General features: G+C 61.2%; 14 protein-coding genes. 7 read left to right on the plus strand and 7 right to left on the minus strand.

What is annotated here, in order from left to right; all coding sequences use genetic code 11:
* Both PFH44_RS18765 and PFH44_RS18770 read left to right on the plus strand, forming a co-directional pair.
* Positions 1-293: adenine deaminase C-terminal domain-containing protein (locus tag PFH44_RS18765; protein ID WP_283825798.1), on the plus strand; the 293-nt coding region annotated here is incomplete at its 5' end.
* A 2-nt stretch (positions 294-295) separates the two neighbouring features.
* Positions 296-1639, plus strand: coding sequence for an NCS2 family permease (locus tag PFH44_RS18770; protein ID WP_283825799.1), 1344 nt, complete (start codon positions 296-298; stop codon positions 1637-1639).
* On the opposite strand, the gene PFH44_RS18775 is transcribed toward PFH44_RS18770, so the two are convergent.
* Positions 1636-2550 carry a LysR family transcriptional regulator gene (locus PFH44_RS18775; RefSeq protein WP_283825801.1) on the minus strand — a complete coding sequence of 305 codons (915 nt, stop codon included), beginning with the start codon at positions 2548-2550 and terminating at the stop codon, positions 1636-1638. The genes PFH44_RS18770 and PFH44_RS18775 overlap by 4 nt on opposite strands.
* 176 nt (positions 2551-2726) lie before the next feature.
* On the opposite strand from PFH44_RS18775, the gene PFH44_RS18780 reads away from it, so the two are divergent.
* Positions 2727-3044 (plus strand): RcnB family protein, encoded by a 318-nt coding sequence (locus PFH44_RS18780; protein WP_283825800.1) that lies wholly within the window; start codon positions 2727-2729, stop codon positions 3042-3044.
* Between the two features lie 106 nt (positions 3045-3150).
* Here PFH44_RS18780 and apbC read toward each other — a convergent pair whose 3' ends face one another.
* The gene (apbC, locus tag PFH44_RS18785) at positions 3151-4260 is read right to left on the minus strand and encodes an iron-sulfur cluster carrier protein ApbC (protein ID WP_045855825.1); all 1110 of its coding nucleotides are present in this window, start codon (positions 4258-4260) and stop codon (positions 3151-3153) included.
* A 153-nt stretch (positions 4261-4413) separates the two neighbouring features.
* Between apbC and metG the strand changes: the two genes are divergently transcribed.
* Together metG and PFH44_RS18795 are read left to right on the plus strand one after the other, a co-directional pair.
* Positions 4414-6447, plus strand: a complete 2034-nt coding sequence (metG, locus tag PFH44_RS18790; RefSeq protein ID WP_283825802.1) for a methionine--tRNA ligase — start codon at positions 4414-4416, stop codon at positions 6445-6447.
* Positions 6448-6597: 150 nt separating this feature from the next.
* Complete coding sequence (locus tag PFH44_RS18795) at positions 6598-7059, plus strand: YehR family lipoprotein (RefSeq protein WP_045855827.1); 462 nt, start codon at positions 6598-6600, stop codon at positions 7057-7059.
* Positions 7060-7109: 50 nt separating this feature from the next.
* Here the strand turns inward: PFH44_RS18795 and PFH44_RS18800 are convergent, their stop codons facing one another.
* The 3 genes from PFH44_RS18800 to PFH44_RS18810 are packed head-to-tail and all read right to left on the minus strand — an operon-like array spanning position 7110 to position 10035.
* Positions 7110-7580: a YehS family protein gene (locus PFH44_RS18800; protein ID WP_045855829.1), complete on the minus strand. Its 471-nt coding sequence runs from the start codon at positions 7578-7580 to the stop codon at positions 7110-7112.
* 53 nt (positions 7581-7633) lie between these two features.
* Positions 7634-8353: a two-component system response regulator BtsR gene (gene btsR / locus PFH44_RS18805; protein WP_045855830.1), complete on the minus strand. Its 720-nt coding sequence runs from the start codon at positions 8351-8353 to the stop codon at positions 7634-7636.
* Complete coding sequence (locus tag PFH44_RS18810) at positions 8347-10035, minus strand: sensor histidine kinase (RefSeq protein WP_045855832.1); 1689 nt, start codon at positions 10033-10035, stop codon at positions 8347-8349. The genes btsR and PFH44_RS18810 overlap by 7 nt, the downstream gene beginning before the upstream one ends.
* Before the next feature lie 213 nt (positions 10036-10248).
* Here PFH44_RS18810 and PFH44_RS18815 point away from each other — a divergent pair, with 213 nt between their 5' ends.
* Both PFH44_RS18815 and PFH44_RS18820 read left to right on the plus strand, forming a co-directional pair.
* Complete coding sequence (locus tag PFH44_RS18815; protein WP_045855834.1) at positions 10249-10980, plus strand: MerR family transcriptional regulator; 732 nt, start codon at positions 10249-10251, stop codon at positions 10978-10980.
* 59 nt (positions 10981-11039) lie between these two features.
* Positions 11040-11153, plus strand: a complete 114-nt coding sequence (locus tag PFH44_RS18820) for a protein YohO (protein ID WP_071844955.1) — start codon at positions 11040-11042, stop codon at positions 11151-11153.
* Here PFH44_RS18820 and PFH44_RS18825 read toward each other — a convergent pair.
* The gene (locus tag PFH44_RS18825; protein WP_133599077.1) at positions 11128-11865 is read right to left on the minus strand and encodes an ABC transporter permease; all 738 of its coding nucleotides are present in this window, start codon (positions 11863-11865) and stop codon (positions 11128-11130) included. The two genes, PFH44_RS18820 and PFH44_RS18825, sit on opposite strands and share 26 nt — an antisense overlap.
* Positions 11849-12796, minus strand: a complete 948-nt coding sequence (locus PFH44_RS18830; RefSeq protein ID WP_045855838.1) for an ABC transporter ATP-binding protein — start codon at positions 12794-12796, stop codon at positions 11849-11851. Before PFH44_RS18830 ends, PFH44_RS18825 begins: the two co-directional genes overlap by 17 nt.
* Positions 12797-12915 lie beyond the last annotated feature (119 nt).

A 12915-nucleotide genomic window follows, 5' to 3' on the forward strand; every position in this document is an offset into this window, starting at 1 on the left:
GAGAGATTCTGGCCCACGTCGCCATGCCGATTGCCGGGATGCTTTCCGACCTGCCGGCGCCGGAGCTGGCGCGCCAGTTCCGCGAGCTGCGCGACCTGAGCGCCGAAATTGCCGACTGGGAGCCGCCGTACCGGGTGTTTAAGGCCATCGAGGGGCCCTGCCTCGCCTGTAACGCCGGGCCGCATTTGACCGATTTGGGTTTGACCGACGGCACCACCCGCCGGATCGTCGACCCGCTGATAGCCTGCCGGGAAACCCCGGAGCATACCCACAATAATAATCACGGAGCCTGATAATGGCTGACAACACGCTTCCTGCATCAACCCGGGGCCGCTGGCTGGAACGGCGATTTGCCCTCTACTCCCGCGGCAGCACGCTGCGCACCGAGTGCCTGGCGGGGGTCACCGGCTTTCTCGCCGCCGCCTATCTGCTGGTGGTGATCCCCGGCCTGCTGACGGTCGGCGGAATGGATAAAGGCGCGGTCACCACCGGAACCATTCTGGTCTTCGTCGCCGGCACGCTGCTGATGGCGTTCTACGCCAACCTGCCGTTTATCGTTGGCCCCGGCATCGGCGGGTCGGTGCTGGTGGGGGTCACCCTGGCCGGGAGCGAAGGCATCGGCTGGCAAATCGGCCTCGGCATCGCCTGCTGGTCCGGGATTCTGTTCTTCCTGTTGACCAAATTCGGCCTGCGCGAGGTGGTGACCCGCTCGGTGCCGCAGTCGATCAAGCTGGGGCTCACCGCCTCCATCGGGCTGTTCGTGGCGGTTCTCGGCTTTCGCAACGCCGGCCTGGTGCTGGCGAATGCGAAAACCAACGCGCTGATGCTCGGCGACTTCCTCTCCCCCGGCGCGCTGGTAGCGCTGTCCGGCCTGTTTCTCGCCATTGCGCTGCAGGCGCGGCGCATTCCGGGCGCGATCCTGTGGGCGATCCTCGTGGCCACCCTTGTCGGGATCCCCTTCGGCGTCACCCGGCTGCCGGCCAGCTTTATCGCCATGCCGCACTCGCTGACCCCGGTCCTCGGCCACGTCGATATGCTCGGCGCGCTGAATATCGCCTTTCTGCCGTTCCTGTTTATCTTTTTCGCCTCCGAGTTTTTCTCCACCATGGGAACCACTCTGGCGGTAGGCGGCGAGGCGGGCCTGCTGGACGAAGAGGGTAATATGGCGCACATCAACCGGCCGTTTATGGTTGACTCCATTGCCGCCGCCATCGGGCCGTGGGTCGGCATTCCGGCGGCCACCGCGCTGATTGAGTCCTCCGCGGCGGCCGAAGCCGGCGGTAAAACCGGGCTGACGGCGCTGGCGGCGGCGGTGATGTTCCTGCTGATGCTGCTGTTTACCCCGATTGCGCTGATGATCCCCAAAGAGGCCACCGCGCCGGCGCTGATCCTGATTGGCCTGAATATGTTCAGCGGCCTGCGCAAGGTCGATTTAGCCAACTTTACCGACGGGCTGCCGGTGCTGATGATGGTGATGATCACCCTGATTGCCAACAGCTTCGGTACCGGCATCGCCGGCGGGCTGCTGTTCTACGTGGTGATTAAGAGCGTGGCCGGAAAGTGGCGCGAGATCCCGTTAGGGCTGTGGATCCTCGCGATTCCCCTGGTCTACTACTTCGCGACCCTGGTCAGGCACTAGGGCGCCGGGCGCTGGTTGTGCAGCGCCTCGCAGCGGGCCTTCACCTCTTCATACAGCAAACGCACCGCGGCAGAGAGCTGCTTGCGGTGCGGGCAAATCATATTCAGCGGCACCCGGTCGCCCTGGTACTGCGGCAGCAGAACCTGCAGCCGCCCGGCGTGAATATCGTCGCTGACGTCGAGCCAGGACTTGTAGGCAAACCCCTCCCCGGCAATCGCCAGGCGGCGAATCACCTCCGCATCGTCGCTGACGATAACGCCGGAAACCTGCAGGTGCTGAACCTCCCCCGCCAGGCTTAACGACCAGCGGTCGAACTGCCTGCCGCGCAGCACGTACAGCAGGGCGTTGCGCTGCGCCAGATCCTCGAGGGTTTGCGGTTCGCCGTGTTCGGCGATCCACGCCGGGGAGGCCACCAGCACCCGGCGGTTTTCCGGAGCGACGGGAAGCGAGATAAACGACGCGTCGTCGTTATCGCCATAGCGAAAGGCCACGTCGACCGGGTCTTTAAACACGTCGGTGCGATGATCGGAGAACAGGATGCGCAGCCTGAGCTCCGGGTAGCGCTGGCGAAAGGCGCGAAACACGGTCAGCAGCAGATTGCGCCCGAGGTCGGAGGGCACCGCAATTTGCAGGGTGCCGCGGATTTGGTCATCCGGCAGCTGAATTTTTTGCAGCCCGGCCTGCAGGGTATCGAGCATCTGCGTGGCATAGGGCAGCCAGGTCTCCCCTTCGGGAGTCAGGCGCAGGCTGCGGGTTGAGCGGGCAAAAAGGCGGATATTCAGCGTGGTCTCCAGGCGCTTTATCGCCGCGCTGACCTGCGCCGGCTGCTGCCCGACCTCCCGCGCCGCGTCGCTGAAGCTGCCCAGCGCCGCCGCGCGGACAAATAACGTCAGATCTTCCAGCCTGAACATAGTCACTCCCACCTCCGGATCCCCGGATTTTTCCTAAAACAGGCGCGGTTTGCTGAATCGCGTAATCGGCACCATCGTTTGCTTACATTTTTCATCAACCAGTACTTGCCATCGCCCTCATGCTTCGGAATGATACGAGGCTGCGATTTTGAGTCCAGGATAATAATGAGGAATTTATGCGTAAAACAAAAATGCTGCTTCTGGGCGTACTGCTGGCCGGCACCGGCGCCGTTTGCTCGGTTTCCGCCGCCGATCTGCAGAAATATGAGCTGGACGGCGTCACCTCCGACTTCCAGCAGTTTCGCGTAGGCGATACCGTACCGCCGCTGTATATGACCCCGGAGTACACCATCAAGCAGTGGCAGCAGCGCCACCTGCCTGCGCCAGACGCCAACACCCACTGGACCTACATGGGCGGCAGCTACGTGCTGGTCACCGAGCCTGAAGGCAAAATTGTCAAAATTTACGACGGCGAGATTTTCTACCAGCACTGATTGCGCGACACGCGTAGCGGCCGCGAGCCGCCACGAAAAACGCCCGGTCCTTCTGCTGCTCCCGCATGGCGCAGCGAAGTCCCGGGCGTTGTTTTATCCGCGACGGTTACACCGCGCGGAAGGCGATCTCGCTGGGGATAACCTCACCCTGCCAGTAGAGCTGGGCCGCTACGCGCCCTGCCAGCTGGCGATAGATATCGGTAAACTCGCTTTCCGGGCGGGCGATCACCGTCGGGGTACCGTTATCCAGGTCCTCGCGCAGATGAATGTGTAGCGGCAGCTGGCCGAGCAGCTGGGTGTGATATTTTTCCGCCAGCTTCTCCGCACCGCCGGTGCCAAAGATAGCCTCATGGTGACCACAGTTGCTGCAAATATGCATGCTCATGTTCTCCACGATACCCAGCACCGGCACCTCCACTTTTTCGAACATCACGATGCCCTTTTTGGCATCGATTAGCGCGATGTCCTGCGGCGTGGTGACCACCAGCGCGCCGGTCACCGGGATGTTCTGCGCCAGCGTCAGCTGAATGTCGCCGGTGCCCGGCGGCATATCCAGCACCAGGTAGTCGAGATCCGGCCACAGCGTCTCCTGCAGCATCTGCATCAGCGCTTTACTGGCCATCGGGCCGCGCCACACCATGGCGTTCTCGTCAGTCACCAGATAGCCGATGGAGTTGGTGGCGAGGCCGAATTTCATAATCGGCGCCATATGGGTGCCGTCCGGCGAGGTAGGACGCTGATCTTCAGCGCCCAGCATGGTAGGAATCGACGGGCCGTAAATATCGGCGTCGAGAATACCGACCTTAGCCCCTTCCGCCGCCAGCGCCAGCGCGAGGTTGACCGCCGTAGACGATTTGCCGACGCCGCCCTTGCCGGAGCTCACGGCAATAATATTCTTCACGCCGTTGACGCCCGGCTGGTTTTTCACCCGCTTCAGGGTGGCGATGCTGTGCGTCAGCTTCCAGTCGATAGCCTGCGCGCCGGTAATGCGCAGCAGCTCGGCGCTGCACTGCTCTTTCAGGGCTTCAAAAGCGCTGTGCCAGACGAACGGCATCTGAATCTCGATATGCACGGTGTCATCCAGCCAGGCAACGTGGTGCAGCGCCTTCAGCGCGGTGAGATTATGCTTCAAAGTGGGGTGCTGAAAATTAGCCAGCGTTCCGGCGACCATCGCACGTAGACGTTCGGGGGATTTGGCCTGGGATTGCGAATTCATCCCGACTCCTTTGTTGTTATGAGATGCTTTCAGTAATGATTGAGTTTATCACAGCTGAGGATTATCCATATATGGTCAGCCATTTATGGCGCACCCAGTGCCCTTTTGGTAATATCGGAAGCCCTTTTTACAACAGAAGATGTAATGCTCACTATGACTCAAGTCGCGAAGAAAATTCTGGTAACGTGCGCACTGCCGTACGCCAACGGCTCAATCCACCTCGGCCACATGCTGGAGCACATCCAGGCTGATGTCTGGGTCCGTTACCAGCGAATGCGCGGCCACGAGGTCAACTTCATCTGCGCCGACGACGCCCACGGCACGCCGATCATGCTGAAGGCTCAGCAGCTTGGCGTCTCTCCGGAGCAGATGATTGGCGAGATGAGTCAGGAGCACCAGACCGATTTTGCCGGTTTCGACATTAGCTACGATAACTACCACTCCACCCACAGCGACGAAAATCGCGAGCTGTCGGAGCTTATCTACTCGCGCCTGAAAGAGAACGGTTTTATTAAAAACCGCACCATCTCTCAGCTCTACGATCCGGAAAAAGGGATGTTCCTCCCCGACCGTTTCGTGAAGGGGACCTGCCCGAAATGCAAATCCCCGGATCAGTACGGCGATAACTGCGAAGTGTGCGGCGCGACCTACAGCCCGACCGAGCTTATCGAGCCGAAATCGGTGGTTTCCGGCGCGACGCCGGTGATGCGTGAATCCGAGCACTTCTTCTTCGACCTGCCCTCCTTCAGCGAGATGCTGCAGGCGTGGACCCGCAGCGGCGCGCTGCAGGAGCAGGTGGCGAATAAGATGCAGGAGTGGTTCGAGTCGGGCCTGCAGCAGTGGGACATCTCCCGCGATGCGCCGTACTTCGGCTTCGAAATCCCCAACGCGCCGGGCAAATACTTCTACGTCTGGCTGGACGCGCCGATCGGCTACATGGGTTCATTCAAAAACCTGTGCGACAAGCGCGGCGATAGCGAAAGCTTTGACGCCTACTGGAAGAAAGATTCCGACGCCGAGCTGTATCACTTTATCGGCAAGGATATCGTCTACTTCCACAGCCTGTTCTGGCCGGCGATGCTGGAAGGCAGCGGCTTCCGCAAGCCGACCAACCTGTTCGTTCACGGCTACGTGACGGTCAACGGCGCGAAGATGTCTAAATCGCGCGGCACCTTCATCAAGGCCAGCACCTGGCTGAACCACTTTGATGCCGATAGCCTGCGCTACTACTACGCCGCCAAGCTCTCTTCGCGCATCGACGATATCGACCTGAACCTCGAAGACTTCATTCAGCGCGTCAACGCCGACATCGTCAACAAGCTGGTTAACCTCGCGTCGCGCAACGCCGGCTTTATCGCCAAACGTTTCGACGGCGTGCTGGCCGCCGAGCTGGCGGACCCGGCGCTGTACCAAACCTTCACCGATGCGGCAGCAAGCATTGGCGAAGCCTGGGACAGCCGCGAGTTCGGTAAAGCCATCCGTGAAATCATGGCGCTGGCCGACGTGGCAAACCGCTACGTTGACGAGCAGGCGCCGTGGGTAGTCGCCAAACAGGAAGGCCGCGATGGCGATCTGCAGGCGATCTGCACCATGGGCCTGAATATGTTCCGCGTGCTGATGACCTGGCTCAAGCCGGTGCTGCCGCAGCTGGCCGCCCGCGCCGAAGCCTTCCTCAACAGCGAACTGGGCTGGGATGCTATCCAGCAGCCGCTGCTGGCGCATAAGGTCAACACCTTCAAAGCGCTGTATAACCGCATCGAAATGAAGCAGGTTGAGGCGCTGGTAGAGGCATCGAAGGAAGAGGTGAAGGCGCTTTCCGCACCGGTCACCGGTCCGCTGGCGGACGATCCGCTGCAGGAAACCATCACCTTTGATGATTTTGCCAAAGTGGATATGCGCATCGCGCTGATTGAAAACGCCGAATTCGTCGACGGCTCCGACAAGCTGCTGCGCCTGACGCTGGATATCGGCGGCGAGAAGCGCAACGTCTTCTCCGGCATCCGCAGCGCCTACCCCGATCCGCAGGCGCTGATTGGCCGCCTGACGGTGATGGTAGCGAACCTCGCGCCGCGCAAGATGCGCTTCGGCATCTCCGAAGGAATGGTGATGGCGGCGGGCCCTGGCGGGAAGGATATCTTCCTGCTCAGCCCGGACAGCGGCGCCCAGCCGGGCCAACAGGTCAAATAATCTCCGCGAAAAACGCTGCCCCGGCAGCGTTTTTTTTGCCCGCGGCCCGCCCGGGCGGGCGCTTTTATTTGCACCCCTCGCGGATAAGAACAATACTCAATACGCTATTCTGACAACGGAACGGTATACATACCAACACAGGGAACCGGGATGAAATACACACACAGGCTGACCGCAATCGCCGTCGCCGCTCTGCTGGCCACGGCGCTGGTCGGCTGCGACAACAAAAAAGAGCAGAGCAAAACCTTTAACCGCGCGGCCGAAGGCGTCGAGCTCAGCTTTACCTACTACTATGATGGCGATAAGGTGCTGCGCCAGGATGCCAACAACACCATCCCCTATAAAACCATCGGCGCCAGCAATAAAGAGCAGGCGCGGGCGATTATTGAACCGATGAGCAGCGTTTACCGCAGCATAAAGGGCGTGGAGCAGACCATCGACTATAAAGACAGCTATGCCCTGGAGCATCTGAGCGTCGATTTTAGCGAGGCGAAAATCAGCGAGCTGTGCAAGCTGCCGGGATCGATGTTTACCGACTGCTCGCGGCAGTTCGTGTCGATGTCGGTGTCGACAAAATTACTCGAAGAGCAGGGTTTTCAGGAAGTGAAGTAGGTCATCGCCCGGCTAAGCGTTGCGCCAGCCGGGCCGCCTGAGGCTGCAACTCAGGCTTTGGCGGCGTGAACACGCTCGGTCAGACCGCGCAGGAAATAGCGCAGGAACTGATCGCCGCACTCGCGGAAGTTTTTATGCTCCGGCGCGCGCATCATGGCGGTAATTTCCGGCATCGAGACGCGGAACTGCTGCTGGGTCAGAATGGCGAGAATATCGTCGGTCTTCAGGGAGAAGGCGATACGCAGCTTTTTCAGCACGATATTGTTATTCACCCGACGCTCAACCGCCAGCGGCGGCGCGGACTCATCTTTACCGCGTTTATCGTAAATCAGACCGTTCAGGAAGATCGACAGGAGGATATCCGGGCAGCGCTGGAAGCCGTCCTCATCCTCTTTTTTAAGCCACGGTACCAGCTGCTCTGCGCTGACGACGGAATCGCCGAGCGCGAAAATACGCACCAGGCCATCATTATTGGTTTTCAAGGTGTAGCGCAGGCTACGTAGGATATCGTTGCTGATCATAATGCCTTCATGATGAAAAATACTGGCGCTAAGTCTACCACGATTCTGCCGTTTTACAGACCAATCGCCTCTTTCAGGCTTTTTAAGTAGCGGCGGCTGACCGGCACCGTATGCCCGGCGCGCATCAGCAGCTCGGCCTGGCCGTTCTCCTCGAGACGGATCTCCTTCAGGTGGGCCATATTGACCAGATACTGACGATGGCAGCGCAGCAGCGGCGTTCGGCTCTCGAGGGTGCGCAGGGTCAGCTCGGTAAAGCCCTCCTTCCCTTCGCTGTCGGTGACGTAGATACCGCTCATCCGGCTGCTGACAAACGCCACGTCCTCCATCTGCAGCAGCCAGATCCGACTATGCCCGCTGCAGGGAATATACTTCAGCGCCTGCTGGGTACCGTCGAGCAGCGAGATATCCTGCAGGCTGCGCTCCTGGCGCAGGCGCGCAAGGGTTTTATCCAGCCTCGCGGCCTCAATCGGCTTGAGCAGATAGTCAAACGCGTGCTCCTCGAACGCCTTAACCGCATATTCGTCGAAGGCGGTCAGGAACACGATATAGGGCCGATGCTCCGGGTCGAGCATGCCGACCATCTCCAGCCCGCTGATGCGCGGCATCTGGATGTCGAGGAACAGCACGTCCGGGCGCAGCTTGTGCACCGCGCCGATCGCCTCAACGGCGTTACCGCACTCGCCCACCACCTCGATATCGCTCTGCGCTTCCAGCAGGATCCGCAGGTTTTCACGCGCCAGCGGCTCATCATCAACTATCAGTACTTTTAACACGCGCTCTCCTCCACGGGCAGTCGCAGCGTAACGCGGGTAAAGCGCTCGGCTTCACAGGTCACGGTAATTCCACACTCGACGCCAAATCGCGCCCGCAGCCGCCGGTCCACCAGGCTCATGCCGAGTCCGCTGGCGTCCGGATTGGCCTGATACAGCCCGGCGTTATCTTCGATATCCAGCTGCAGCCAACGCTCATCCTGGCTGGCGCGAATGATAATCTCGCCCACCCCAAGGTGCTGCGAGGTGCCGTGCTTAATGGCGTTTTCCACGATCGGCTGCAGCGTAAACGCCGGCAGCTGGTGATGCGCCAGCGCCTCGGGCACCAGCATCTGAATCTGTAGATTGGCCTGGAAACGCGCCTTTTCAATCTGCAGGTAGGCGTTCACATGCTCGATCTCATCCGCCAGGGTGACAATTTCCGACGGCCGCTTCAGGTTCTTGCGAAAGAAGGTCGACAGATACTGCACCAGCTGGCCGGCCTGGTCGCTGTCGCGACGGATCACCGCCTTCAGGGTATTGAGGGCGTTGAACAGAAAATGCGGGTTAACCTGGGCATGCAGCAGCTTAATTTCCGACTGGGTGAGCAGCGCCTTCTGGCGCTCATACTGCCCGGCAAGAATTTGCGCCGACAGCAGCTGGGCAATCCCCTCGCCCAGCGTGCGGTTGATTGAGCTGAACAGCCGGTTCTTGGCCTCGTACAGCTTGATGGTGCCAATCACCCGCTGGTTCTCGCCGCGCAGCGGGATCACCAGCGTCGAGCCGAGCTTGCAGTGCGGATGGATTGAGCAGCTATAGGGAACCTCGTTGCCGTCGGCATACACCACCTCCCCGCTGTCGATCGCCTTTTGAGTGTAGAGGGAGGAGATTGGCTTGCCGGGCAGATGGTGATCGTCGCCGATGCCGGTGAAGGCCAGCAGCCGGTCGCGATCGGTAATCGCCACCGCGCCGATATCCAGCTCCTGGATAAGCACCTGCGCCACCCGCATGCTGTTCTCTTCGTTAAACCCCTGGCGCAGGATCCCCTCCGTCGAGGCCGCAACCTTCAGCGCGGTGGCGGAAAACGCCGAGGTGTATTTTTCAAACATCGCCCGCTTATCGAGCAGGATGCGCATAAACAGCGCGGCGCCAACGGTGTTGGTGACCATCATCGGCGCGGCAATGCTCTGCACCAGATGCAGAGCGTCCTGAAACGGGCGCGCGATCAGCAGGATGATCATCATCTGCACCAGCTCGGCAAAGAAGGTGATCGCCCCGGCGGTCAGCGGGCTAAAGACCTTATCCGGCCGCCCGCGCTTGACGAGGACGCTGTGCACCAGCCCGCCAAGCAGGCCTTCAACAATGGTGGAAACCATGCAGCTTAGCGCGGTCATGCCGCCAAGCGAGTAGCGGTGCAGCCCGCCGGTCAGCCCGACGAGGCCCCCGACCACCGGCCCGCCGAGCAGGCCGCCCATCACCGCGCCGATGGCCCGGGTATTGGCGATAGAGTCTTCGATATGCAGACCGAAGTAGGTCCCCATAATGCAGAAAATGGAGAAGGTGACGTAGCACAGCAGCTTGTGCGGCAGACGGACGGTAACCTGCATCAGGGGGATAAACAGCCGCGTCTTGCTCATCAGCCACGCGATGACTAAAAAGACGCACATCTGCTGAAGCAGCAGCAACACCAGATCGAACTCGTACATACCCGCAGACCACACATCACCTGAAAGCGCGTAACATACACCGCCGGGGAAAATCTTTCTTTGAAGCGCTACATGAAAATGAACATTCATGACCGCGATCGCACTTCTTAGCGCCTCGCTCTCTTTTGTCAGCTCAAAAAATGAGCAAATATTTCCCCTTCCACAAACAGCTTCTACAGTTATAGGGAGGAGAATTCTGCGGGAGGGGAAGAGATGACGCTTTATACGATTGGCGAAGTGGCCCAGCTTTGCGATGTTAACCCGGTAACGCTTCGCGCCTGGCAGCGGCGCTACGGACTGCTTAAACCCCAGCGTACCGACGGCGGCCACCGCCTGTTCAACGAGCAGGAAATTGACCGCATCCGCGAAATTAAGCGCTGGATTGACTCCGGCGTTCAGGTAGGCAAAGTCAAAACGCTGCTCGCCGACAGCGACCCGCAGGAGCAAGGCGGCTGGCGCGAACAGCAGGAGATCGTGCTAACGCTGCTCCACGACGGCAGCTACCATCGCCTGCGGTCGTGGATAAAAGAGCGCAGCCACAGCTACTCCGCGCACACCCTGGTCAACCACCTGTTTGTCCCTTTACGCCATCGCCTGCTCAGCCCCCAGCCGACGCTTATCGCGCTGCGCGGCATTCTCGACGGGATCCTCATCAACCATATTGCGCAGAGCCTCGCCAGCGCCTGGAAGCGCCCCGGCAGCCACGCGCTGGTGGTGGGCTGGAACACCGGCGACATTACCCGGCTGTGGCTGGAGGGCTGGGTGGCCAGCGAACAGGGCTGGCGGGTCGACGTCGTCGCCCACTCGCTGACGCAGATTCGCCCGGAGCTGTTTTCCGAGAGCACCCTACTGGTGTGGTGCGGCGAAACGCCCGCCCCCGCCGAGCAGGAGCAGCTGCTGGAGTGGCAGCAGCAGGGGCACGTTATCTGGCTAAATAGCAATTAATGTTTCATTAACACCCGCGCTTCACCGTATAATCGCCCCGTTAACATCAGGAGCCTATTATGAAGCCAGCAAAAATTGCGGTTATTACCCTGTTCTTATTTATGGCTATCGGCGGGATCAGCGGCGTTATGCTTGCCGGTTACTCCTTTATCGTTCGCGGCGGTGTCGGCTGATTCGCTGATTCAGCCGCTCAAACCCGCGGTCGACCACGATCGCCGCCAGCGCCACCAGCAGCGCCCCCTGCAGAACATAGGCGGTATTAAACCCGCTCAGGCCAATGACGATCGGCGTGCCGAGCGTATTGGCCCCGACGGTTGAGGCAATCGTCGCCGTTCCCATATTGACGATCGTCGAAGTGCGAATACCGGCCAGCATCACCGGCGCCGCCAGCGGCAGCTCGACTTTTACCAGCCGCTGCCAGCCGGTCATCCCCATACCCTGCGCTACCTCAAGCGCCCCCGAGGGCACCGCGCTCAGCCCCGCCAGGGTGCCCTGCAGCACCGGCAGAATGCCGTACAGCGCCAGCGCGATCAGCGCCGGCTCCCAGCCAAACCCGAGCACCGGAACCGCAATCGCCAGCACCGCCACCGGCGGAAAGGTCTGCCCCATGGCGGCGATGGTCTCCACCAGCGGGCGAAATTCGCGGCCCGCGGGGCGGGTTACCGCAATCCCCGCTCCCACGCCGATAAGCGTTGCCGCGAGGCTGGAGAGCGCCACCAGCCAACAGTGGGCGAGGGTCAGGGCAAGAAAGCTCTGCTGCTGATAGACCGGGCGCGGCAGCTCCGGAAACAGGGCGCTAAACAGCGGCGCGCTGTAGGGAAGCGCCAGCAGAATGGCGATAAACAGCGCCAGCAGCCACAGCAGCGGATCACGCAGAACCTTCATGCCGACCCCCCTCGCGCAGCAGATCGGCAAAGTGCAGCGTCCCGCACGCGGCTCCCCGTTCATCCACCACCGGCAGCACCTCGCGGCGGTGGGCCACGAACAGCGACAGCGCTTCGCGCAGCGTCATCGCCACGTTGAGGGTATCTCCGGCGAGACGTTCATCGCGGCGCAGATAGTCGCCGACGCCGCGCAGCGACAGCAGGCGCACGCCAAGCTCGCTGCGGCCAAAAAAGGTCTCAACAAAGTCGTTCTTCGGCTGCAGCAGCATCTGCAGCGGCTCCCCCTGCTGCACCACTTCCCCGCCGTCCATCAGCACCAGGTGATCCGCCAGCCGCAGCGCCTCGTCAATATCGTGGGTGACCAGGACAATGGTGCGCCCCAGCAGCCGGTGAATGCGGATCATCTCCTGCTGCAGCGCCTCGCGGGTCACCGGATCGAGCGCGCCGAAGGGTTCGTCCATCAGCAGCACCTCCGGGTTGGCCGCCAGCGCCCGCGCCACCCCAACCCGCTGCTGCTGGCCGCCGGAAAGCTGGTGCGGATAGCGCGCCCGCAGCGTAGCCTCCAGCCCCAGCAGCGCCATCAGCTCATCAACCCGCGCCGCCACTTTTTGACGCGGCCACTTCTGCAGCTGCGGGACGGTGGCGATATTCTGCGCCACCGTCCAGTGGGGAAACAGGCCTATCGACTGGATGGCGTAGCCCATCCGCCGACGCAGCGCCAGCACCGGCTGCTCGCGGATATCCTGGCCGGCGAAGCGGATGGTGCCGCTGTCGTGCTCGACCAGCCGGTTGATCATCTTCAGCGTCGTCGACTTGCCCGAGCCCGAGGTGCCGATCAGCACCGAGAATGCCCCTTCCCGCAGGTGCAGGTTGAGGTTTTTCACCGCCGGCTGCCCGGCAAACGATTTGCTTACGCCGTCAAATTCAATCACCGGCCTCTCCTTTTAGCAACGCGCCCCACAGCGCAAAAAGCGCATCCACCACCACCGCCAGCGCAATCGTCGGGATCACCCCGAGCAGCACCAGGTCCAGCGCGCTCCTGAGCAGGCCC

Origin of the sequence: Klebsiella sp. Ech2A, assembly GCF_030078455.1 — a bacterium.
In the GTDB taxonomy this organism is placed as follows: domain Bacteria; phylum Pseudomonadota; class Gammaproteobacteria; order Enterobacterales; family Enterobacteriaceae; genus Klebsiella; species Klebsiella terrigena.